Consider the following 19,334-nt stretch of genomic DNA (forward strand, 5'->3'; position numbering starts at 1 on the left):
GATAGAGCATTTTGCCGCCGAGTGGAATCACCTGCCGTGGCCCAAAGCCGGCAGCAACGAGCGGTCCACGGCCGGCTGCCGTTCGTGGGCCTCAGGCCGGCGCGTTGGGCTGCTTGCCGTAGCGGTTGGGGCCAGGCTGGCCGGGGAACAGGCACAGCACCAGGAAGGCGACGATCGACACGACCGGCACGAACAGGATGACGGCGATGAGGCCGGTCTTGTCGAGGTCGTGCAGCCGCTTCACCGCCAGTGCGACGTTCGACCACAGCGAGGCGAGGAAGGCGACCATGAACAGCGTCGACCACATCATGCTTTCGGGCGAACCTTCCGGCGCCAGCGTGAAGCGGTAGAGCGGGAAGGCCTGCACGACCGCCACCAGCATGCCGCCGAGGAAATAGGCGGCCCGGCTGACGCGCCCGGAGACGCTGAAGAAAAGCCAGACGAATTTCGACATCTCGGGCATCCTTGGCCTTTCCGAAGCTTCGGCCGTCAGTCGCGCAGCAACTCGTTGATCGAGGTCTTGGAGCGGGTCTTCTCGTCGACGCGCTTGACGATGACCGCGCAGTAGAGGCTGGGCCCCGGCGCGCCGTTGGGCAGCGGCTTGCCCGGCATGGTGCCGGCCACGACCACCGAATAGGGGGGCACCTCGCCATAGAACACGTCGCCGGTGGCGCGGTCGACGATCTTGGTCGACTTGCCGATGAACACGCCCATGCCGAGCACCGAGCCCTCGCGCACGATGCAGCCCTCGACCACCTCGGAGCGCGCGCCGATGAAGCAATTGTCTTCGATGATGGTGGGCCCGGCCTGCATCGGTTCCAGCACGCCGCCGATGCCGACGCCGCCGGACAGGTGCACGTTCTTGCCGATCTGGGCGCAGGAGCCGACGGTCGCCCAGGTGTCGACCATGGTGCCGGCATCGACATAGGCGCCGAGATTGACGAAGGAGGGCATCAGCACCACGCCGGGCGCGATATAGGCGGAGCGACGCACCACGCAGCTCGGAACGGCGCGGAAGCCGGCCTTCTCGAAATCGACCGCGCCCCAGCCGTCGAACTTGGAGGGCACCTTGTCCCACCAGCCCGATTCGCCCGGGCCGCCCTTGACGATCTCCATCGGGTTCAGCCGGAAGGAAAGCAGCACGGCCTTCTTCAGCCACTGGTTGACCTGCCAGGAGCCGTCCGCCTGCTTCTCGGCCACACGGGCCTCGCCGGCGTCGAGCAGCCGCAGCGAGGTTTCAACTGCGTCGCGGACTTCGCCACGCGTCGAGGTCGAGATCTCGTCTCGTCGTTCAAAAGCGAGATCGATGGTGGTTTCGAGGTTTGCCAGATCGGTCTGCGGCATCTATTGCTCCTGCACAGGCTTTGAAGGGGCAGCGGTTTAACGGGATTGAAAGCCGGGCGGACCCTATTTGAAGGTATGGTGAGGGTCAACGCGGCGTGCCGCGTGGCGGGCGAGATTTTTTAAGGGTGTAGACGATGAATCCGGAAGACAAGACGGGCTGGACGCCTCTGCCGCATTCGGACGAGGACCTGGAGCGGGCGCGCAGCGCGCCCGACACGCCCCAGACCCGTGCGGCGACCTATCGCCTGGCCTGGAACGACGAGGAGTTCATGACGCGGCGCGAACTGCGCCCGGTGCGCCTCCAGCTCGAACTGCTGAAGCCGGAGATGACGCTGGCCGAGCGCGGCATCCGCTCCACCGTCATCCTGTTCGGCGGCGCGCGCCTGCCCGAGCCGGGTGGCGAGGCCTGGGCGGCCAAGAACGAGACCCAGAAGCGCAATCTGGAACTGAACAGCGTCTATTACGACGAGGCGCGCAAGTTCGCCCGCCTGTGCTCGCAGCACTCGGCCGTCACCTACTACCGCGAATTCGTGGTGGTTACCGGCGGCGGACCGGGCGTCATGGAAGCCGGCAACCGCGGTGCCGACGATGTCGGCGCGCCGTCGATCGGCCTCAACATCGTGCTGCCGCACGAGCAGGCGCCCAACCTCTACGTGACGCCGGAGCTGTGCTTCAACTTCCACTATTTCGCCATCCGCAAGATGCACTTCGTCATGCGCGCCAAGGCGGTCGCGGTGTTCCCCGGCGGTTTCGGCACCATGGACGAGTTCTTCGAGACGCTGACGCTGATCCAGACCGGGCGCATGGAGCGGGTGCCGGTGATCCTGTTCGGCAAGGAGTTCTGGCACCGGGCCATCGATCTGGACTTCCTGGCAGAGCAGGGCACCATCAGCCCCGGCGACCAGGACATCATCGACTTCGTCGACACGGCCGACGAGGCCTGGGAGATCATCAAGAAATTCTACAGGCTGTGAGCGCTCACGCCATTTCCCGTGTGCCGGCCGCCACGCCCTGGGGCTCTTCCTGCGCGACATAGGGTCGGGGCCGGTGCACGAGCGTCACCAGCACGACCGATATGATCATCAGCAGGTACCATGAACCGAGCTTGCCGAAAGAAACCGGCACCCATGCGTCGTGCTGGTTGGGGTAGAGCCACGCCCGCGACCATGTGCCGATGTTTTCGGCGATCCAGATGAACAGCGAGGTCAGCAGGAAGGCGACGAGCAGCGGCATTTTGTGCCGGAACCGGAACACGCGGTAGTGCATGGTCGTGCGCCAGTACAGCGCGAACGTCGCCGCGAACAGCAGCCAGCGCATGTCCCACACGAAGTGGTGCGAGAAGAAGTTGACGTAGATCGCGCCGGCCAGAACGACGGTCGTCCACAGGGGCGGATAGCGGTTCAGCCGGATGTCGAAGATGCGGTTGATGCGCGCCATGTAGGAGCCGACCGCGGCGTACATGAAACCCGAAAACAGCGGCACGCCGCCGATGCGCAAGAGGTTCTCTTCCGGATAGACCCATGAACCGGCATGGGTCTTGAACAGTTCCATCACCGTTCCCACGACATGGAAGATGAGGATGACCTTGGCTTCTTCCCAGGCCTCGAGCTTGAAGGCCAGCATGGCAAGCTGGATGACGAGGGCGGAGAGAAACAGGAAATCGTAGCGGGCGATGAAGCCGGCGCCGCCTTCCGGCCACAGCCAGCGGGTGAGGAGGATGAGGCCCAGCATCGCCCCGCCGAACAGGCAGGCCCAGGCCTGTTTCAACCCGAAGACCAGAAACTCGACCAGCGAGTCCGCGACGCGATGGCGGGGCAGACCGGCGAGGAAACGGTGCGCGGCCTCGTCGATGCGCCTTTCCAGGCCGGTGAAATGCCTATCTGTCCGCAACTATTCTTTCCAGAAACCCGGCGAGATCGTCGGTCACGTAGTCGACGTCGTCCTCGTGGTCGGGATCGCTTTCCCAGATTTCGGAGAAGGTCGGCTCGAAATTGTTGGGAACGACGAGAACCGTGGTCATGCCCATCTTTTTCGGCACCGCGAGGTTGCGGGCGATGTCCTCGAACATCACCGCCTTCTCGCCGATGACGGAATGCAGGGCGGTGAACTTCTCGTAGGTCTTGAGGGAGGGCTTGGGGGTCAGTCCGGCCGCCACGATGTCGAAGATGTCGTCGAAATGGTCGAGGATGCCGAGCTGGCGCGCGGCGCGCTCGGCATGGGTGCGGTCGCCATTGGTGAAGATGAACCGGCGGCCGGGAAGCTGGCGGATGGCCGCGCCCAGCACCGGGTCCGGCACCAGCCAGGAATAGTCGATGTCGTGCACTTTCATCAGGAAGTCGTCGGGATCGATGCCGTAGCGGTTCATCAGCCCGTTGAGGGTGGTGCCGTATTCGCGGTAGAGGTCCTTTTGCAGCTTGCGCGCATCCTCGCGCGACAGCGTCAGGAGTTCCGACACATAGGCCGTCATGCGCACGTCGATCTGTGAGAACAGATTCGTGTGGTGGGGGTAGAGCGTGTTGTCGAGATCGAAGACCCAGTCGGTGACATGGGCGAATCGGGAGGGGTCGAGTGTCTGGGTCATAGGGGGCCTTATGGCATGAAAATGGCGCTATGGCTGCTCATTCATCGGCGGTTCAGGGACGGTCGGGCCCATAGCGGATTATCTGGGATTTGCATCCGGCAGGAAACGCAAATTTCAGGTTTTGGGGCTTAATGGGCGCGACCGGGGGTTGAGTATGGCGCTGGTGATCTTCAAGGCATTCTGGACGGCGATCGCTTCGGCGGCGGCTTCGGTGCTGCTCGCCCTGCTGGTGCTGCCGTTCTTCGGCGCCACGCTCGGCTCGCTGGGCCTCATGATGTGCATCGTGTGCCCGCTGGTCATCGCCTGGCCGGCCAGCGCCTACATGTTCTGGCAGAACGACAAGCTGCAGGCGGCGCACCGCGAGCTTTCGCGCGCCCATGCCCAGCTTGCCGCCGCCCACCGCCGCCTCGCCGAAAAGGCCCGCCACGACGACATGACCGGCATGCTCAACCGCGAGAGTTTCTTCGGCGTGCTGGAGCGGGCGCGGCGCAAGACCGATTCGGGCGCCCTGCTGATCATCGACGCCGACCACTTCAAGTCGATCAACGACCGCTTCGGCCACCTCACCGGGGACGAGGCCCTGCTCCAGATCGTCGCCGCCCTGCGCGGCGGCGTGCGCAGCGGCGATGTGCTGGGCCGCATCGGTGGCGAGGAGTTCGCGGCCCTGCTGGTCGGGGCCAGCGAGGAGGAGGCGATCCGCATCGCCGAGCGCATCCGCCGGCAAGTGGAGGAGATCCGCTTCCGCGTCGAGGGCGACCGCGTCATTCCGCTGACGGTGTCGATCGGCGGCACCCTGTGCGCGCCGGGCGCGACCGTGTCCGAGCTGATGCGCAGCGCCGACCGGCGGCTCTACGAGGCCAAGAACCGCGGCCGCAACCTCGTCATCTTCGGCAGCGGCGGGAAGGACGAGACCGAAGCGGCCTGACATCGGGCCGCTTCAGGCTTCCTGGCCGGTCAGGGCACGATCAGCGTGCCGGCGCCGTGCTCGGTGAACAGTTCCAGCAGCACCGAATGCGCCGTCTTGCCGTTGAGGATGACCACGCCCTCGACGCCGCGTTCGATGGCCTCGATGCAGGTTTCGACCTTGGGGATCATGCCGCCCGAAATGGTGCCGTCGGCAATCAACTTGCGCGCCTGCGACACCGTCAGCTCGTCGATCAGCTTCTTGTCCTTGTCGAGCACGCCGGGCACGTCGGTGAGGAACAGGAGGCGCGAGGCGCCCAGCGCGCCGGCGATGGCGCCGGCGAAGGTGTCGGCGTTGATGTTGTAGGTGTGGCCATCGCGGCCGGGGGCGACCGGGGCGATCACGGGGATCATCTCGGAGCGGGCGAGCAGGTCGAGCAGGGTGCGGTCGACCTCCACCGGTTCGCCGACGAAGCCGAGGTCGAGCACGCGCTCGATGTTGGAATCCGGGTCCTTGATGGTCTTGCGCGCCTTCTGGGCGAAGACCATGTTGCCGTCCTTGCCGCACAGGCCGATGGCCCATTCGCCCTCGGCGTTGATGAGAGCGACGATCTCCTTGTTGATCGAGCCGGCCAGCACCATCTCGACGATCTCGACCGTCTTCTGGTCAGTGACGCGCAGGCCGCCCTCGAACTTCGATTCGATGCCCATGCGGGTCAGCATCGAGCCGATCTGCGGCCCGCCGCCATGCACCACGATGGGGTTGACGCCCGACTGCTTGAGCAGCGCGATGTCACGGGCGAAGGCGCGGCCGAGTTCGGTGTCGCCCATGGCGTGGCCGCCATATTTCACCACCACGGTCTTGTTCTCGTAGCGCTGCATATAGGGCAGCGCCCTGGAAAGAAGTGCTGCCTGCATTTCGGCGTTGGCGGCCATTTCCGTCATCGGTCAGTTCCCGTCACTGGATGAATTGGCGCGTCTTAGCCGGAAACCGGGGCGCGGGCAAATCTCCTTGAAACTTGCCCGCGCCGTTCTTCATGCCTTGCCGGAGGCTGCCGCGGGCCGGGCCTTGCCGTTCCAGGCCCTGATCGCCATGGCGAGCGCCAGTGCGGCGACCAGCACGGTCGCCAGCCCGTAGCTGGCCAGCGCGCCCTGGTCGAAGGCGGTCCGTGCCGCCTCGGTCAGCCGTGCGGCCGCGTCGGGCGGGAGGGATTCGGCGGCGAGCAGCGCCTGGTCGATGCTGTCGCGGACCAGCGGGCCGGCCTGTATGCCCGCCGGCGGCACCAGCGACAGGCTGTAGATGGCGGCCAGCAGGCTGCCCAGTATGGCGACGCCGAGGGTGCCGCCCAGCTCATAGGCCACCGATTCGACCGAACCCGCCATGCCGGCCCGGTCCTCCGGCGCGCTGATCATGATGGCGGTGGACGCGACCGACATGGTCCCGCCGGCACCGAAGCCCAATATGGCCAGGATCGTCGCCTGCCAGACCAGAGACATGTCGCCCGACAGGGTGAGCAGGCCGAGCCCGAGGCCGGTCAGGGCCATCATGGCGGCCAGCATGCGCTCCACGCCGACCCGCATGAGCACGGCGCCGACCGTCGGGCCGGCGAGGATGGCGGCGATGGCGATCGGCAGCAGGAACAGGCCGGCCTGCAGGGGCGTGTAGCCGCGCGAGAGCTGCAATTGCTGGCTGAACACGAACTCGACGCCCATCAGCGCAAGGCTGGCGATCAGCGCCGCCACCGTGCCGGTCGCGAAGCGCGCATTGCGGAACAGCGCGAAATCGATCAGCGGCGAGGGCAGGCCCTTCTGGCGGCGGTGGAACAGCCAGCCGAACAGCACGCCGATGCCGGCGGCGGCCAACGCCTGCACCAGGTCCGGGTCGGGCTTCATCGCCTCCTTCAGCGCGTAGATGAGGCCGACCAGCGCGACGGTGACGAGCGCCGACGTCCACAGGTCCCAATGCCGTTCGGGATTGCCGGGGTGGTCGGGAACGTAGAGGCGGGTGAGGACCAGGGTGGCCAGCACCACCGGCACGTTGATGAGGAACACCGATCCCCACCAGAAATGCGCCAGCAGCGCCCCGCCGATCAGCGGGCCGATGGCCGCCGCGCCGGAGGCGATGGAACCCCAGATGCCGATAGCGATGGCCCGCTCGCGGTCCTGAAGGAAGGTCAGCCGCAGCAGGGAGATGGTGGCCGGCATCATCATCGCCGCGCCCACGGCAAGCAGCGAGCGGGCGGCGATGAGCAGCGTGGCGCTGGGGGCAAAGGCGGCGGCCAGCGAGGCGAGGCCGAAGACGACCAGTCCCCACATGAACACGCGGCGGTGGCCGATGCGGTCGCCCAGCGTGCCGAAGCCCGGCAACAGGCCCGCCATGACCAGCGAATAGGCGTTGATCATCCAAAGCTTCTGCGAATTGGTCGCGTCGAGATCGTGGACGACGCGCGGCAGGGCCGTGTGCAGCACCGTCATGTCGATGCTGACCATGAACAGGGCGCTGGAGACGATTGCGAGAACCATCCATCGGGAGGTCATGATTTCACCTGGATTTCAAACTAAATAATTCAATACGTATGTATTTATATTTGGTCAAGTCGACTCCAATTTTGGCGGAAATCAGGCATTCTTGCCGGATTCGTCCAGAATCTTGTCGATTTCCTCGCCGAGGGCATCCCACGCGTCGTCGCGAAACGTCATGAAGCCGAAGCCGCGCATTATGAACGCGCCTTCCATGGCCATCAGCGCCAGCAGCAGGCGGCGATCCTCCTCGCGGGTGAAGTCGAGGCCGTCGAGGCGTTCGGTGCAATCCTTGCGATAGCGTTCGAGCTGCTCGGGAGACTGCATCAGCACGGCCATCATGACGGCCGTGCGGTCCCGCGTGACCGGATCATATTCCTCCTCGCGCGCAACGATGATCTGCGCCCTCAGGATGGCGCGCCGGTCGGCATCGTCGCCCGCCAGCGCGGCGACCTTGGTGTCGTATTCCTCTGCCCAGCGGTCGTACATGGCCGTGAGCAGATGCTCCTTGGTGGCGAAGCTGTACTGCACCCCGCCATTGGTGATGCCCGCCGCCCTGGCCAGCGCCGCGACGGTCAGCGCCGCCGCGCCCCGCTCGCGCACGATCGATTCGGCCAGGTCGAGCAGTCTGTCGCGGTCGATTTTCTTGCGGCGGGACATGGGACGGCTCCCTCAGGCCCAGTCGAACTGCAGCGTCTCGCGGAAGGCGAAGCGCACGATATGGGATTCCACCACCCGGTTCAGCTCGGGCAGGCGGCTTGCGTCCTCGGCGGTAATGTGCACGCGCAGCCTGTCCGGCTCGGCGTTGAGGTCGATCACCTCGCCTTCGCGGAACCGGATGCGGCCCTGCTGCGGGTCGAAGCTCACCTCGAAACGGTGCGACCAGTGTTTGCACAATTGCTGCAGATAGCGGCTGGCATGTTCGGTCGTTACGGTTGCGCTGGATGCGGGCATGTCGAACCTTTCCGTCGTTCGCCAGGATGTCGGTTTCGATCGAATAAATATGCACGTAATGTTTTCTTGCCGCCGCTTCAATCACAGAGGCTGCGCACCTCCGCTTTTCTCCGGAGGCGCGTGACGAATGCCGCCGTGGCATGGTACGCACATGCGGGCAATGGTCGGGTGCGCGGATGATAAGTGAGGAGCAATTTCTGACCTCGGTGTTCTGGGCGCGGGAATTGCCACGCGAGGAACAGGAGCGGGCGCGTCGCGGCATCACCTTGCGCACCCTCGAGGCCGGCACCTATTTCATCCATCGCGGCGACCGCATCGACAGCTGGATCGGCGTCATCAGCGGGCTTTTGCGGCTGGGCTCGATCACCACGTCCGGCAAGGCGGTGACCTATGCCGGCCTGCCGCCGAGCTGCTGGTTCGGGGAGGGGTCGCTGCTCAAGGACGAACCGCGCCAGTATGACGTGCTGGCGCTGCGCCGCACGCAGGTCGCGCTGCTCAACCGCTCCACCTTCCTTTGGCTCTACGACAACAGTGTCGCCTTCGACCGGCTGCTGGTGCGGCTCATCAACGAACGCCTCGGCCAGTTCATCGCGCAGGTCGAGCATGACCGCAGCCTCGCTTCGGCCGGCAAGGTGGCGCGCAGCCTCGCCTCGCTGTTCAATCCGGTGATCAGTCCTTTCGTCGGCTCGCATATCGACATCAACCAGGAAGAGATCGGCCTGCTGGCGGGCGTGTCGCGGCCCGTCGCCAATCGCATCCTGCAAGAGCTGGAAAAAGCCGGCCTGCTGCGCAACGAGGGCGGCGGCGTGACCATTCTGGATCTGGAAAGACTGCGGCGCTACGGCGAATAAGCCAGTGCCTGCAAGGGTTTGGGAGTGGCAAGGATTCGCCTAAAGCCCAATGGCCAAATAGATTCCCGTCAGATTACATTCAACAAGGCTTCTTGTCTGTCAAGGCAGAAGTTGAAAAAGAGCGATGAGGCTTGCAAGCTTCGTCCTACAAGTCGGGACCAACACCGGCGCCGAATAAATCGGGAGGAGTTGCTTTGGCACCAGGGAGTGAGATGCCAATGCTCGATACGTTCGCCAAGCTCTTGTGCGAGCACGCTCGCGTGCGGCCTGACCGGCCCGCCATGCGGCACAAGGATCTGGGCATCTGGCACACATGGACATGGCACGAGATGGCCGAGACCATCCGCGCCTATGCGGCGGGCCTTCGCGAACTCGGCCTGCAGCGCGGCGCGACCATCGCCGTGATCGGCGAGAACCGGCCGGCCATGTACTGGACGATCCTGGCCGCCCAATGGCTGGGCGCCGTTCCGGTGCCGGTCTATGCCGACGCCGTGGCCGACGAGATGGCCTATGTGCTCGACCATGCCGAGGTCGGCTTCGCGGTCGTGCAGGACCAGGAGCAGGTCGACAAGCTGCTGGCGATCCAGGACCAGGTGCCGAAGCTGCGCGTCGTGCTCTACGACGAGCCGCGCGGCCTGCGCGATTACGACCATACGCGCCTGCATGCGGTCGCCGACATCATCGGGAAGGGGCGGGCGCTGCTGGCGGCGGACCCGGCGGCCGCCGCTTCCATCGATGCCGAGCGCGACAATGGCGGCGGCGACGACATCTCCATCATCCTCTACACCTCCGGCACCACCGGCCGCTCCAAGGGCGTGCTCCTGTCGGCCGGCCGCTCCATCGCGGCGGCGCGCGACACCGTCGCCTTCGACGGCCTGACCGATCGCGACGAGGTGCTGGCCTATCTGCCGCTGGCTTGGGTGGGCGACCATTATCTCAACTATGCGCAGTCCATGGTGTCGGGCTTCTGCGTGGCCTGCCCGGAGAGCCGGGAAACCGCCGAGAGCGACCTCCAGGAGATCGGGCCGACCTTCTATTTCGCCCCGCCGCGCATCTTCGAGGCGCTCCTGACGCGCGTCACCATCCGCATGGAGGACGCGAGTGCCCTCAAGCGGCGCATGTTCGACTATTTCATCGGGCTGGCCCGCCGCTGGGGCGAAAAGATCCTCGACGGCGAGAAGGTGCCGCCCGGCGCTCGCCTCGGCTATGCGCTCGGCAATCTGCTCGTCTATGCGCCGCTGAAGAACGTGCTCGGCTTCTCGCGCATCCGCGTCGCCTACACCGCCGGCGAGGCGATCGGTCCCGACCTGTTTTCCTTCTACCGCTCGCTCGGCATCAACCTGAAGCAGCTCTACGGCCAGACCGAGGCCTTCCTCTATGTCACCGCCCATCCCGACGGCCAGATCCGGGTCGGCACGGTCGGGCCGGCGACGCCCAATGTCGAAATCCGCATCACTGAGGAGGGCGAGGTGCTCTACCGCTCGCCCGGCCAGTTCCTCGGCTACTACAAGGACGACGAGCGGACCGCCGAGACCGTCACCGCCGACGGCTATGTGCGCACCGGCGATGCCGGCTTCTTCGACGAGGATGGCCATCTCACCATCATCGACCGGGCCAAGGATGTTGGCCGGCTGCGCTCCGGCGCGATGTTCGCGCCGAAATACATCGAGAACAAGCTGAAGTTCTATCCCAACATCAAGGAGGTGGTGGCTTTCGGCCAGGACCGCGACTTCGTCACCTGCATGATCAATATCGAGCTGACGGCGGTGGGCAACTGGGCCGAGCGCAACAACATCCCCTATGCCTCCTATCAGGAGCTGGCGCAGCGCCCCGAGGTCTACGCCATCTGCGCCGGGCATGTGGCGGCGGTGAACCGGGCGCTGGCGGCCGAGCCGCGCATGGCGGCGTCGCAGATCTGCCGCTTCCTCATCCTGCACAAGGAGCTGGATGCCGACGACGGCGAGATGACCCGCACCCAGAAGGTGCGGCGCGGCTTCATCGCCGAGCGCTACAAGCCGCTGGTCGATGCCCTCTACAACGGCGCCGCGCTTGCCGACATCTCCACCGAGGTGACCTTCGAGGACGGCCGCAAGGGCGTGATCTCGGCGCGCGTGAAGATCGCCGATGCCGAAGTCCAGGAAATCGGCACGCTGGAGGCCGCGGCATGAACGCCCTTGGCGCAACCATCGGCGAAACCCTGCTTGCGGTCGATGGCGTGTCGCTCGCCTTCGGCGGCGTCAAGGCGATCACCAACGTCTCCTTCGACATTCGCAAGGGCGAGATCCGCGCCATCATCGGTCCCAACGGCGCCGGCAAGACCTCCATGCTCAACGTGGTCAACGGCTTCTACCATCCCCAGCACGGCCGCATCACCTACAAGGGCCAGACCCGCTCGCGCATGCGCCCCTACCAGGCGGCGAGCCAGGGCATCGCCCGCACCTTCCAGAACGTGGCGCTGTTTCGCGGCATGACCACGCTGGACAACATCATGGTCGGCCGCACGCTGAGGATGCATCGCGGCTTCTTCTGGCAGATGCTGCGCCACGGCCCGGCCATGCAGGAGGAGATCGAGCATCGGCGCGTGGTCGAGGACATCATCGACTTCCTGCAGATCGAGGCGATCCGCAAGACGCCTGTCGGCAAGCTGCCCTACGGCCTGCAGAAGCGGGTGGAGCTTGGCCGCGCGCTGGCCATGGAGCCGGAGCTTTTGCTGCTCGACGAGCCGATGGCCGGCATGAACATGGAGGAGAAGGAGGACATGTGCCGCTACATCCTCGATCTCAACCGGCATTTCGGCACCACCATCGCCCTCATCGAGCATGACATCGGCGTGGTCATGGACCTGTCCGACCGGGTGGTGGTGCTCGAATACGGACACAAGATCGCTGACGGCACGCCGGAGGAGGTCAAGGCCGACCCCAAGGTCATCGACGCCTATCTGGGGGTCGGACACTGAAACGCGAGGATACGGCACGCCGTCCGTGATGGCGCTGACGTCGATCAGGGAGGATCGATGCTCTACAACATCTTCATCGACCCATTCGTGCAGATGGTGCAGATGCCCGATCTGCTGGTGCAGACCCTGTGGGAGGGGCTGGTCTCGGGCGTGCTCTATGCGCTGATCGCGCTCGGCTTCGTACTGATCTTCAAGGCGTCCGGCGTCTTCAATTTCGCGCAGGGCATCATGGTGGTGTTCTCGGCGCTGACGCTGGTCGGCTTCTACGCCAAATTCTCCTCATGGGGCTTTTCGGGCCATGCCGCCGCCTTCCTCGCCCTTCTCCTGGCGGCCGGCGTCATGCTGGTGCTGGCCGTATTGGTCGAGCGCGTGGTGCTGCGGCCGCTGGTCAACCAGCCCGACATCATCCTGTTCATGGCCACTTTCGGCATCACCTATGTGCTGATCGGCTTCGGCGAGATGGTGTTCGGCGGCGATCCCAAGCAGATGATCGCCGACGAGCTGTTCCTGCCGAGCGGTTCGGTCGACATCGAGATGCTGGGCGGGCTGGTCAGCCTCCAGAAGATCGACATTGCCGCCGCCGTCATCGCCTCGCTGATGATCGTGGGGCTGGCGCTGTTCTTCCAGAAGACGCGCATCGGCCGCGCGCTGCGTGCCGTCGCCGACAGCCACAAGGCAGCCCTTTCGGTCGGCATCTCGCTCAACCAGATCTGGGTGATCGTGTGGTTCGCCGCCGGCCTCGTCGCGCTGGTCACCGGCATCATGTGGGGCGCGCGCTCCGACGTCTCCTTCGCGCTGGAGATCGTGGCGCTGAAGGCGCTGCCGGTGCTGGTTCTGGGCGGCTTCACCTCGGTGCCCGGCGCCATCGTCGGCGGCCTTATCATCGGCGTCGGCGAGAAGCTCGGCGAGTTCTACTGGGGCCCGCTGCTCGGCGGCGGCATCGAGAGCTGGCTCGCCTATGTGATCGCCCTGGTGTTCCTGCTGTACCGGCCGCAGGGCCTGTTCGGCGACAAGATAATCGAGCGGATCTGACACGATGTTCTATCGCGAAACCGGCCAGTTCAAGCAAGGCTACGCCGCCGACTCCGCGGTCTTCCCGATCCTGCAGGATCGCTACGGCCTCGCCATCATCATGGCCATCGCCTTCGTCGCGATCCCGCTGTTCGGCAACGAATTCCTGCTGGCCTCGGTGATGGTCCCGTTCCTGATCCTGTCGCTGGGGGCGATCGGGCTCAACATCCTCGTCGGCTACACCGGCCTCCTGTCGCTCGGCACCGCCGGCTTCATGGGGGTGGGTGCCTATGCCGCCTACAAGCTCTCGACGCTCTTCCCGCAGGTCAACATCCTGGTGTGGATCCTGTGCTCGGGCTTCTTCGCGGCCGGCATCGGCGTGATCTTCGGCCTGCCCTCGCTGCGCATCAAGGGGTTCTATCTCGCGGTCGCCACGCTCGCCGCGCAGTTCTTCCTGCAATGGTGCTTCGTGCGCATCGCCTGGCTCTACAACTACAACCCATCCGGCGCCATCGAGGTGCCGGGCCGCACCCTGTTCGGCATCGCCATCACCGGGCCGATGGCCACGCCCGTCACCCGCTATTACGTGGTGCTGGGCGTCGTGGCTGTGATGACGCTGATCGCTTCCAACATCGTCCACGGCCGCATCGGGCGGACATGGATGGCGGTGCGCGACATGGACATCGCCGCCCAGCTCATGGGCATCCGCCTGCTGCCGGCAAAGCTGCTCGCCTTCGCCGTCTCGTCCTTCTATTGCGGCGTGGCCGGCGCGCTGATGGTGTTCCTGTGGCTGGGCGCGGCGGAGCCGTCGGCCTTCGACATCAAGCTGTCCTTCCTGCTCTTGTTCATGGTCATCATCGGCGGCCTCGGCTCGCTGATCGGCAGCTTCATGGGCGCGGCGCTGATCCACATCTTGCCGATCTTCATCCGTGGCCTGCCGGAATCGCTGGGCCTGCCGATCGCCGCCGCCACGGTCGAGCACCTGACCTTCCTGATCGTCGGCGCGCTCATCATCTTCTTCCTCATCGTCGAGCCGCACGGACTGGCCCGGCTTTGGCAGATCACCAAGCAGAAGCTTCGCGTGTGGCCGTTCCCCTATTGAGGGCGGCCGGCGCGGTGGAAATGGAAACTGGAGGAGAACGAAATGTCGCTTAAGAAACTGGTATTTGCGCTTTCGGCCGCATCGATGCTGGCCATGCCGGCGATGGAGGCCGCCAAGGCGGAGGATTCCATCTATGTGCCGCTGTTCACCTACCGCACCGGCCCCTTCGCCGGATCGGGCGCGCCGATTGCCGACGGCATGCACGACTATCTCACCATGCTCAACGAGCGCGACGGCGGCATCGGCGGCGTCAAGCTGGTGATCGAGGAGTGCGAGACCGGATACGACACCAAGAAGGGCCTCGAATGCTACGAGGCGGTGAAGCCGAAGAAGCCGGTCATGGTCAACCCGTGGTCGACCGGCATCACCCTGCCGCTGATCCCCAAGGCCGCCGTCGACAAGATCCCGGTGCTGTCCATGGCCTATGGTCTCTCGGCCTCGGCCAAGGGCGACATCTTCCCGTGGATCTTCAACCCGCCGGCAACCTATTGGGACGGCTTCACCCAGATCCTGAAATACATCGCCGAGCAGGAAGGCGGCGGCATCGAGAAGCTGAAGGGCAAGAAGATCGGCTACATCTATCTCGACGCCAGCTTCGGGCGCGAGCCGCTGCCGCTGATCGACCAGCTTTCGAAGGAACTCGGCTTCGAGGCCAAGCTTTATCCGGTGGCCGCCGCCGACATGCAGAACCAGTCCTCGCAATGGCTGAGCGTGCGCCGCGACCGCCCGGACTACATGATCCTTTACGGCTGGGGCGCGCTGAACTCCACCGCCATCAAGGAAGCGGTGAAGACCAACTTCCCGATGGAGAAGTTCATCTCGATCTGGTGGCCGGGCGAGGATGACGCGCGTGGCGGCGGCGAGCGGGCCAAGGGCTTCAAGACCCTGAACTGGCATGCCGCCGGCGACGACTTCCCGCTGCTGGCCGACATCGAGAAATATGTCGTCGATGCCGGCAAGAGCCAGGTGTCGGACAAGTCCAAGGTCGGCCAGGTGCTCTACAACCGCGGCGTCTACAATTCCATGCTGATCGCCGAGGCCATCCGCACCGCGCAGGAACTCACCGGCAACAAGGTGGTGACCGGCGAGGACGTGCGGCGCGGGCTGGAGAACCTCGACATCGACGAGGCACGGCTGAAGGAGATCGGTCTGGAAGGCTTCACCCAGCCGGTCAAGCTCTCCTGCGCCGACCACAACGGCCACTTCTCGACCTTCGTGCAGAGCTGGAACGGAACCGCCTTCGAGAAGATCACCGACTACATCACGCCGATGAGCGACAAGGTCGGGCCGCTGCTCGACGAGGACGCCAAGGCCTATGCGGAGAAGAACGCGCCGTGGCCCGAGCGCACTGAGGCCTGCGACGCCTCGTAAGGCCCTCCCATGGCAAGCCTCCCTTCCCCGTCTTTCGGGGGAGGGACCCCAATCCGGAGCCCGCTTATGTCCGATCTTGCTTCCCCCCACCGCACCTCGCAGGCGCCTGAGCCGGCGCGGCCGATCCTGTCGGTCAACAACATCGAGGTCATCTACGATCATGTCATCCTGGTTCTGAAGGGTGTGTCGCTGACCGTGCCGCAAGGCGGCATCGTCGCGATTCTCGGTGCCAACGGGGCCGGCAAGACGACGACGCTCAAGGCGATCTCCAACCTGTTGCAGGCCGAGCGCGGCGAGGTCACCAAGGGCTCGATCGAGTTCGACGGCGCGCGCGTCGACAGGCTGAGCCCCAACGAGCTGGTGCGGCGCGGCTGCATCCAGGTGATGGAAGGCCGCCACTGCTTCGGCCATCTCAGCATCGAGGAAAACCTGTTGACCGGCGCCTTCACCCGTCGCGACGGGCGCGCTGCCATCCGCGACGATCTGGAGATGATCTACAATTATTTCCCGCGGCTGAAGCAGCGGCGCACCGCCATGGCCGGCTATACCTCCGGCGGCGAGCAGCAGATGTGCGCCATCGGCCGCGCCATGATGAGCCGGCCCAAGATGATCCTGCTCGACGAGCCTTCCATGGGCCTCGCGCCGCAGGTGGTCGACGAGATCTTCGAGATCGTCAGGGACCTCAACACCCGGCAGGGCGTGTCCTTCCTGGTGGCCGAGCAGAACACCAACATGGCGCTGAAATACGCCACCTACGGCTACATCCTCGAAACCGGGCGCATCGTCATGGACGGCGCCGCAGACGCGCTGCGCGACAACGAGGACGTCAAGGAATTCTACCTTGGCATCGGCGGCGAGGGCCGCAAGTCCTTCCGCAACGTGAAGAGCTACAAGCGCCGCAAGCGCTGGCTGAGCTGAGAGCCCGCCCGCCGCCCGGACGAAACCCCTCTACGGAAGCGATGTCACCCATGCCTGCACATTTCGATGCCGAGGAAACCCGGGCCCCCGAAATCCGGGAAAAAGCCCTGTTCGAGACGCTGCGCACCCTGCTTGCCGGCGTGGCGGAGACGACTCCGGCCGTGAAGCAGCAACTGGACGGCATCGCCATCGATGCGATTGCCGACCGGGCCGCGCTGCAACAGGTGCCGGTGATCCGCAAGGGCGACCTCGTCGCCTTGCAGGCCAAGGCGCCGCCCTTTGCCGGTCTCACCTCGGTCGCGGCCGGCAGGCTGAAGCGGCTGCTGGTTTCGCCGGGTCCCATCTTCGATCCGGAAGGCCACGGCAAGGACTGGTGGGGCTCGGCGCGCGCCCTGTTCGCGGCCGGCATGCGCGAGCACGACATCGTCCACAACGCCTTCAGCTATCACCTGACGCCGGGCGGCTACATCATGGAATCGGGCGCCCATGCGCTGGGCTGCGCCGTCATCCCGGCCGGGGTCGGCAACACCGAGCAGCAGGTGGAGGCGATCGCGGCTCTGCGCCCCTCCGGCTATCTCGGCACCCCGGATTTCCTGAAAATCCTGCTCGACAGGATCGCCGAGGCCGGCATCGACAATCCGTTCCGGCGGGCGCTGGTGTCGGGCGCGGCCTTCCCCCCGTCCCTGCAACAGGAGGTGGCGGGGCGTGGCGTCGATGCCTACCAGGCCTATGCCAGCGCCGAGCTTGGCGTCATCGCCTACGAGACGCCGGCGCGGTCGGGCCTCGTGGTCAATGAAGGCCTGATCGTCGAGATCGTGCACCCCGGCACCGGCGATGCGGTGGCCAACGGCGAGGTCGGCGAGGTTGTGGTGACGCGGCTGAGCCCGGAATATCCGCTGCTGCGCTTCGGCACCGGCGATCTGTCGCGCATCGTGCCGGGCGCGAGTGCCTGCGGGCGCACCAACCAGCGGCTGGCCGGCTGGATGGGGCGGGCCGACCAGCGCACCAAGGTCAAGGGCATGTTCGTCGACCCGGCCCAGATCGCGGCGATCGCGAAGAAGTTTCCCGAACTCGGCCGGCTGCGCCTTGTGGTGACGCGCGCCGACGAGCAGGACCAGATGGTGCTGAGGGCAGAGGCGGGCGCAACGGGCGGCGACCTGTCGGCGGCCCTGGAAACGGCCCTGCAAGCCTCGACCAAGATGAAGGGCAGGGTCGAGATCGTGCCGCCCGGCAGCCTGCCCAATGACGGCAAGGTCATCGCCGACGAACGCCCGGCCGGCGCTTGAGCGCATGATCCCGAAAATTGCAGACTTTCGGGACAGGATCATGTGCCAAAAACAAAGACTTCGGGCGCCCCCTTCCGGCTCGAGGCTCCGGGAGATGGAAGCTCAATGTTGAGCTGATTTGTCCACTTGATTGCGACGGCCGGCTGTCCGATGTTCAGGCAAACAGGCTGATCGCTCCGGTGCGCCTCGATGCGCATGGCGATGCGGGGCCGACCGCAGGACGCAACCGATGACACCACCCGTTGCTACCCACCCCACCGATGGGCGAGCCGTTTCCCAGTTTCCGGACGCGGGACGCGGGGCGGGCAAGGGTCCCGTGCCCGACAGCGGCGTCGAGCGGGAGCCGCCGATGGTGTCGGCGCCCCTGCGCGGCCTGTTCCTTGCGCTTGGCCTGTTCTTCGTGGTGCTCGGCTTCGTCGGAGCCTTCCTGCCGGTGCTGCCGACGACGCCGTTCCTCATCCTGGCGGCGGCCTGTTTCGCCAAATCCTCCCGGCGGCTGGAACTGTGGCTTCTGGACCACCCGCGTTTCGGACCTACCTTGCGCGACTGGCGCCTGCGCGGTGCCATACCGCGAAAGGCCAAGATGATGTCGCTGGCCGGGACCAGCCTCGGCTTCCTGCTGTTCTGGCTGGGAAGCAACCCCGGGCCGCTGATGATGGCGGCGGTAGGACTGCTGATGCTGGTGGGCGTCGCCTATGTGTTTTCGCGCCCGTCGTGAGCGGTATCAGGTCAGGCCCGACAGGCGCTTCGACAGGCCGATCTTCTCCAGCGGCACCTGCAGGATCGGATCTGCCCTGACGCCGCGCCACACCGGCTCATATCCGCGCGCAAGGTAAAGCTGCAGCGCGCGCTGGTTGTCGGCCGCGACTTGCAGCCGTGCATGGTCATGGCCGGCGCCGGCGATCTGGCGTTCCAGTTCGGCCAGAAGCGCCGAACCTGCGCCTTTGCCTTCCCATTGAGGTGCCACCCAGATGTCGGTGATCACGTCGTCGCGGTGCTCGCGGGCGCCCAGCCCCGCCGGCCTGCCGTCGATTTCAGCAACGAGGATGTTTTCGCCCTGCGCCTGGATGAACGGCCTGAACGGATTGTCCGCCCTTATGCGGTCAGCCACATGCGCGGGGACGAGCAGGCCGATGCCGCGTTGCCATGCCTGCAAGCCGATGCAAGCCAGCGCTTCGGCATCCGCCGGGGTGGCGGGGCGTACACGGACCATGGCCATTCTCCTTACCGGTTCGGAACGGCTCTAGGCCCCAAATGGCCGTTTGGGAAGCCGGGGTGGCTCCCCGGAACGGGCCGGTCGGCTGGGCTGCCGCAGCGGCAAACGGGAAAATCGGCAGGTGCGGCAATTTATTCTATAAAAATAGTAGACAAACACTTGAACCGCGGGCCGGGCGGGCCTATCTGGGCTGCGTGTCGGGTGTTCTCCTCCCATTGCGCCCGACACGTTCCCCTCTGGAAGGTTTAACTTCCATACTTGGCCGGGCCCTTGGGTCCGGCCTTTTTTCTTGCCGCACCCCTGCCAAACAAAAACGGCGCC

General features: G+C 65.5%; 20 protein-coding genes. 11 read left to right on the forward strand and 9 right to left on the reverse strand.

Annotated features, from left to right (window positions below; translation table 11 throughout):
* Positions 1-91: 91 nt before the first annotated feature.
* Together ABID37_RS11220 and dapD are read right to left on the reverse strand one after the other, a co-directional pair.
* Positions 92-463 (reverse strand): DUF805 domain-containing protein, encoded by a 372-nt coding sequence (locus ABID37_RS11220; RefSeq protein WP_354194665.1) that lies wholly within the window; start codon positions 461-463, stop codon positions 92-94.
* 26 nt (positions 464-489) lie between these two features.
* Positions 490-1,344 carry a 2,3,4,5-tetrahydropyridine-2,6-dicarboxylate N-succinyltransferase gene (gene dapD, locus ABID37_RS11225; RefSeq protein ID WP_354194667.1) on the reverse strand — a complete coding sequence of 285 codons (855 nt, stop codon included), beginning with the start codon at positions 1,342-1,344 and terminating at the stop codon, positions 490-492.
* Between the two features lie 134 nt (positions 1,345-1,478).
* Here dapD and ABID37_RS11230 point away from each other — a divergent pair, with 134 nt between their 5' ends.
* Complete coding sequence (locus ABID37_RS11230) at positions 1,479-2,318, forward strand: LOG family protein (RefSeq protein WP_354194669.1); 840 nt, start codon at positions 1,479-1,481, stop codon at positions 2,316-2,318.
* Between the two features lie 4 nt (positions 2,319-2,322).
* On the opposite strand, the gene ABID37_RS11235 is transcribed toward ABID37_RS11230, so the two are convergent.
* Positions 2,323-3,234 (reverse strand): DUF817 domain-containing protein, encoded by a 912-nt coding sequence (locus ABID37_RS11235; RefSeq protein ID WP_354194671.1) that lies wholly within the window; start codon positions 3,232-3,234, stop codon positions 2,323-2,325.
* Positions 3,221-3,925, reverse strand: coding sequence for a pyrimidine 5'-nucleotidase (locus ABID37_RS11240; protein ID WP_354194673.1), 705 nt, complete (start codon positions 3,923-3,925; stop codon positions 3,221-3,223). Before ABID37_RS11240 ends, ABID37_RS11235 begins: the two co-directional genes overlap by 14 nt.
* 154 nt (positions 3,926-4,079) lie before the next feature.
* Between ABID37_RS11240 and ABID37_RS11245 the strand changes: the two genes are divergently transcribed.
* Entirely contained in the window at positions 4,080-4,850 is a 771-nt protein-coding gene (locus ABID37_RS11245; protein WP_354194675.1) for a GGDEF domain-containing protein, read from the forward strand.
* A gap of 29 nt (positions 4,851-4,879) precedes the next feature.
* Here ABID37_RS11245 and argB read toward each other — a convergent pair whose 3' ends face one another.
* From argB to ABID37_RS11265, 4 genes are all read right to left on the reverse strand, one after another.
* Entirely contained in the window at positions 4,880-5,773 is an 894-nt protein-coding gene (argB, locus tag ABID37_RS11250; protein ID WP_354194677.1) for an acetylglutamate kinase, read from the reverse strand.
* A 90-nt stretch (positions 5,774-5,863) separates the two neighbouring features.
* A complete protein-coding gene (locus ABID37_RS11255) occupies positions 5,864-7,366 on the reverse strand; it encodes an MFS transporter (RefSeq protein WP_354194679.1) in 1,503 nt (500 codons plus the stop codon).
* Between the two features lie 81 nt (positions 7,367-7,447).
* Positions 7,448-8,008: a TetR/AcrR family transcriptional regulator gene (locus tag ABID37_RS11260; protein ID WP_354194681.1), complete on the reverse strand. Its 561-nt coding sequence runs from the start codon at positions 8,006-8,008 to the stop codon at positions 7,448-7,450.
* 12 nt (positions 8,009-8,020) lie between these two features.
* Positions 8,021-8,302, reverse strand: coding sequence for a DUF2218 domain-containing protein (locus tag ABID37_RS11265; RefSeq protein ID WP_354194682.1), 282 nt, complete (start codon positions 8,300-8,302; stop codon positions 8,021-8,023).
* A gap of 176 nt (positions 8,303-8,478) precedes the next feature.
* Between ABID37_RS11265 and ABID37_RS11270 the strand changes: the two genes are divergently transcribed.
* From ABID37_RS11270 to ABID37_RS11310, 9 genes are all read left to right on the forward strand, one after another.
* Entirely contained in the window at positions 8,479-9,153 is a 675-nt protein-coding gene (locus ABID37_RS11270) for a Crp/Fnr family transcriptional regulator (protein WP_354194684.1), read from the forward strand.
* 218 nt (positions 9,154-9,371) lie between these two features.
* A complete protein-coding gene (locus tag ABID37_RS11275) occupies positions 9,372-11,321 on the forward strand; it encodes an AMP-binding protein (RefSeq protein WP_354194686.1) in 1,950 nt (649 codons plus the stop codon).
* Positions 11,318-12,109: an ABC transporter ATP-binding protein gene (locus tag ABID37_RS11280; protein ID WP_354194688.1), complete on the forward strand. Its 792-nt coding sequence runs from the start codon at positions 11,318-11,320 to the stop codon at positions 12,107-12,109. Before ABID37_RS11275 ends, ABID37_RS11280 begins: the two co-directional genes overlap by 4 nt.
* Before the next feature lie 57 nt (positions 12,110-12,166).
* Positions 12,167-13,141, forward strand: coding sequence for a branched-chain amino acid ABC transporter permease (locus ABID37_RS11285; protein ID WP_354194690.1), 975 nt, complete (start codon positions 12,167-12,169; stop codon positions 13,139-13,141).
* A gap of 4 nt (positions 13,142-13,145) precedes the next feature.
* The gene (locus ABID37_RS11290) at positions 13,146-14,222 is read left to right on the forward strand and encodes a branched-chain amino acid ABC transporter permease (RefSeq protein ID WP_354194692.1); all 1,077 of its coding nucleotides are present in this window, start codon (positions 13,146-13,148) and stop codon (positions 14,220-14,222) included.
* A gap of 42 nt (positions 14,223-14,264) precedes the next feature.
* Entirely contained in the window at positions 14,265-15,593 is a 1,329-nt protein-coding gene (locus ABID37_RS11295; RefSeq protein ID WP_354194694.1) for an ABC transporter substrate-binding protein, read from the forward strand.
* Positions 15,594-15,659: 66 nt separating this feature from the next.
* The gene (locus ABID37_RS11300; protein ID WP_354194696.1) at positions 15,660-16,511 is read left to right on the forward strand and encodes an ABC transporter ATP-binding protein; all 852 of its coding nucleotides are present in this window, start codon (positions 15,660-15,662) and stop codon (positions 16,509-16,511) included.
* A 50-nt stretch (positions 16,512-16,561) separates the two neighbouring features.
* On the forward strand, positions 16,562-17,797 hold the full coding sequence (locus tag ABID37_RS11305) for a phenylacetate--CoA ligase family protein (RefSeq protein WP_354194698.1): 1,236 nt from the start codon (positions 16,562-16,564) through the stop codon (positions 17,795-17,797).
* A gap of 349 nt (positions 17,798-18,146) precedes the next feature.
* The gene (locus tag ABID37_RS11310; RefSeq protein ID WP_354194773.1) at positions 18,147-18,515 is read left to right on the forward strand and encodes a YbaN family protein; all 369 of its coding nucleotides are present in this window, start codon (positions 18,147-18,149) and stop codon (positions 18,513-18,515) included.
* A 6-nt stretch (positions 18,516-18,521) separates the two neighbouring features.
* Here the strand turns inward: ABID37_RS11310 and ABID37_RS11315 are convergent, their stop codons facing one another.
* Positions 18,522-19,010, reverse strand: coding sequence for a GNAT family N-acetyltransferase (locus ABID37_RS11315; protein WP_354194700.1), 489 nt, complete (start codon positions 19,008-19,010; stop codon positions 18,522-18,524).
* Positions 19,011-19,334 lie beyond the last annotated feature (324 nt).

It is taken from the genome of Aquamicrobium terrae (assembly GCF_040545735.1).
Classification (GTDB): Bacteria; Pseudomonadota; Alphaproteobacteria; order Rhizobiales; family Rhizobiaceae; genus Mesorhizobium; species Mesorhizobium terrae_A.

Bases quoted from the DNA above. Each gene is read 5' to 3' on its own strand.
- ABID37_RS11230 (WP_354194669.1), top strand. From the start codon at position 1,479: ATGAATCCGGAAGACAAGACGGGCTGGACGCCTCTGCCGCATTCGGAC.
- ABID37_RS11245 (WP_354194675.1), top strand. From the start codon at position 4,080: ATGGCGCTGGTGATCTTCAAGGCATTCTGGACGGCGATCGCTTCGGCG.
- ABID37_RS11260 (WP_354194681.1), bottom strand. From the start codon at position 8,008: ATGTCCCGCCGCAAGAAAATCGACCGCGACAGACTGCTCGACCTGGCC.
- ABID37_RS11290 (WP_354194692.1), top strand. From the start codon at position 13,146: ATGTTCTATCGCGAAACCGGCCAGTTCAAGCAAGGCTACGCCGCCGAC.
- ABID37_RS11270 (WP_354194684.1), top strand. From the start codon at position 8,479: ATGATAAGTGAGGAGCAATTTCTGACCTCGGTGTTCTGGGCGCGGGAA.
- ABID37_RS11220 (WP_354194665.1), bottom strand. From the start codon at position 463: ATGCCCGAGATGTCGAAATTCGTCTGGCTTTTCTTCAGCGTCTCCGGG.
- ABID37_RS11255 (WP_354194679.1), bottom strand. From the start codon at position 7,366: ATGACCTCCCGATGGATGGTTCTCGCAATCGTCTCCAGCGCCCTGTTC.
- ABID37_RS11310 (WP_354194773.1), top strand. From the start codon at position 18,147: ATGGTGTCGGCGCCCCTGCGCGGCCTGTTCCTTGCGCTTGGCCTGTTC.
- ABID37_RS11315 (WP_354194700.1), bottom strand. From the start codon at position 19,010: ATGGTCCGTGTACGCCCCGCCACCCCGGCGGATGCCGAAGCGCTGGCT.
- ABID37_RS11300 (WP_354194696.1), top strand. From the start codon at position 15,660: ATGTCCGATCTTGCTTCCCCCCACCGCACCTCGCAGGCGCCTGAGCCG.
- dapD (WP_354194667.1), bottom strand. From the start codon at position 1,344: ATGCCGCAGACCGATCTGGCAAACCTCGAAACCACCATCGATCTCGCT.
- ABID37_RS11305 (WP_354194698.1), top strand. From the start codon at position 16,562: ATGCCTGCACATTTCGATGCCGAGGAAACCCGGGCCCCCGAAATCCGG.
- ABID37_RS11240 (WP_354194673.1), bottom strand. From the start codon at position 3,925: ATGACCCAGACACTCGACCCCTCCCGATTCGCCCATGTCACCGACTGG.
- ABID37_RS11265 (WP_354194682.1), bottom strand. From the start codon at position 8,302: ATGCCCGCATCCAGCGCAACCGTAACGACCGAACATGCCAGCCGCTAT.
- ABID37_RS11285 (WP_354194690.1), top strand. From the start codon at position 12,167: ATGCTCTACAACATCTTCATCGACCCATTCGTGCAGATGGTGCAGATG.
- ABID37_RS11295 (WP_354194694.1), top strand. From the start codon at position 14,265: ATGTCGCTTAAGAAACTGGTATTTGCGCTTTCGGCCGCATCGATGCTG.
- ABID37_RS11280 (WP_354194688.1), top strand. From the start codon at position 11,318: ATGAACGCCCTTGGCGCAACCATCGGCGAAACCCTGCTTGCGGTCGAT.
- argB (WP_354194677.1), bottom strand. From the start codon at position 5,773: ATGACGGAAATGGCCGCCAACGCCGAAATGCAGGCAGCACTTCTTTCC.
- ABID37_RS11275 (WP_354194686.1), top strand. From the start codon at position 9,372: ATGCTCGATACGTTCGCCAAGCTCTTGTGCGAGCACGCTCGCGTGCGG.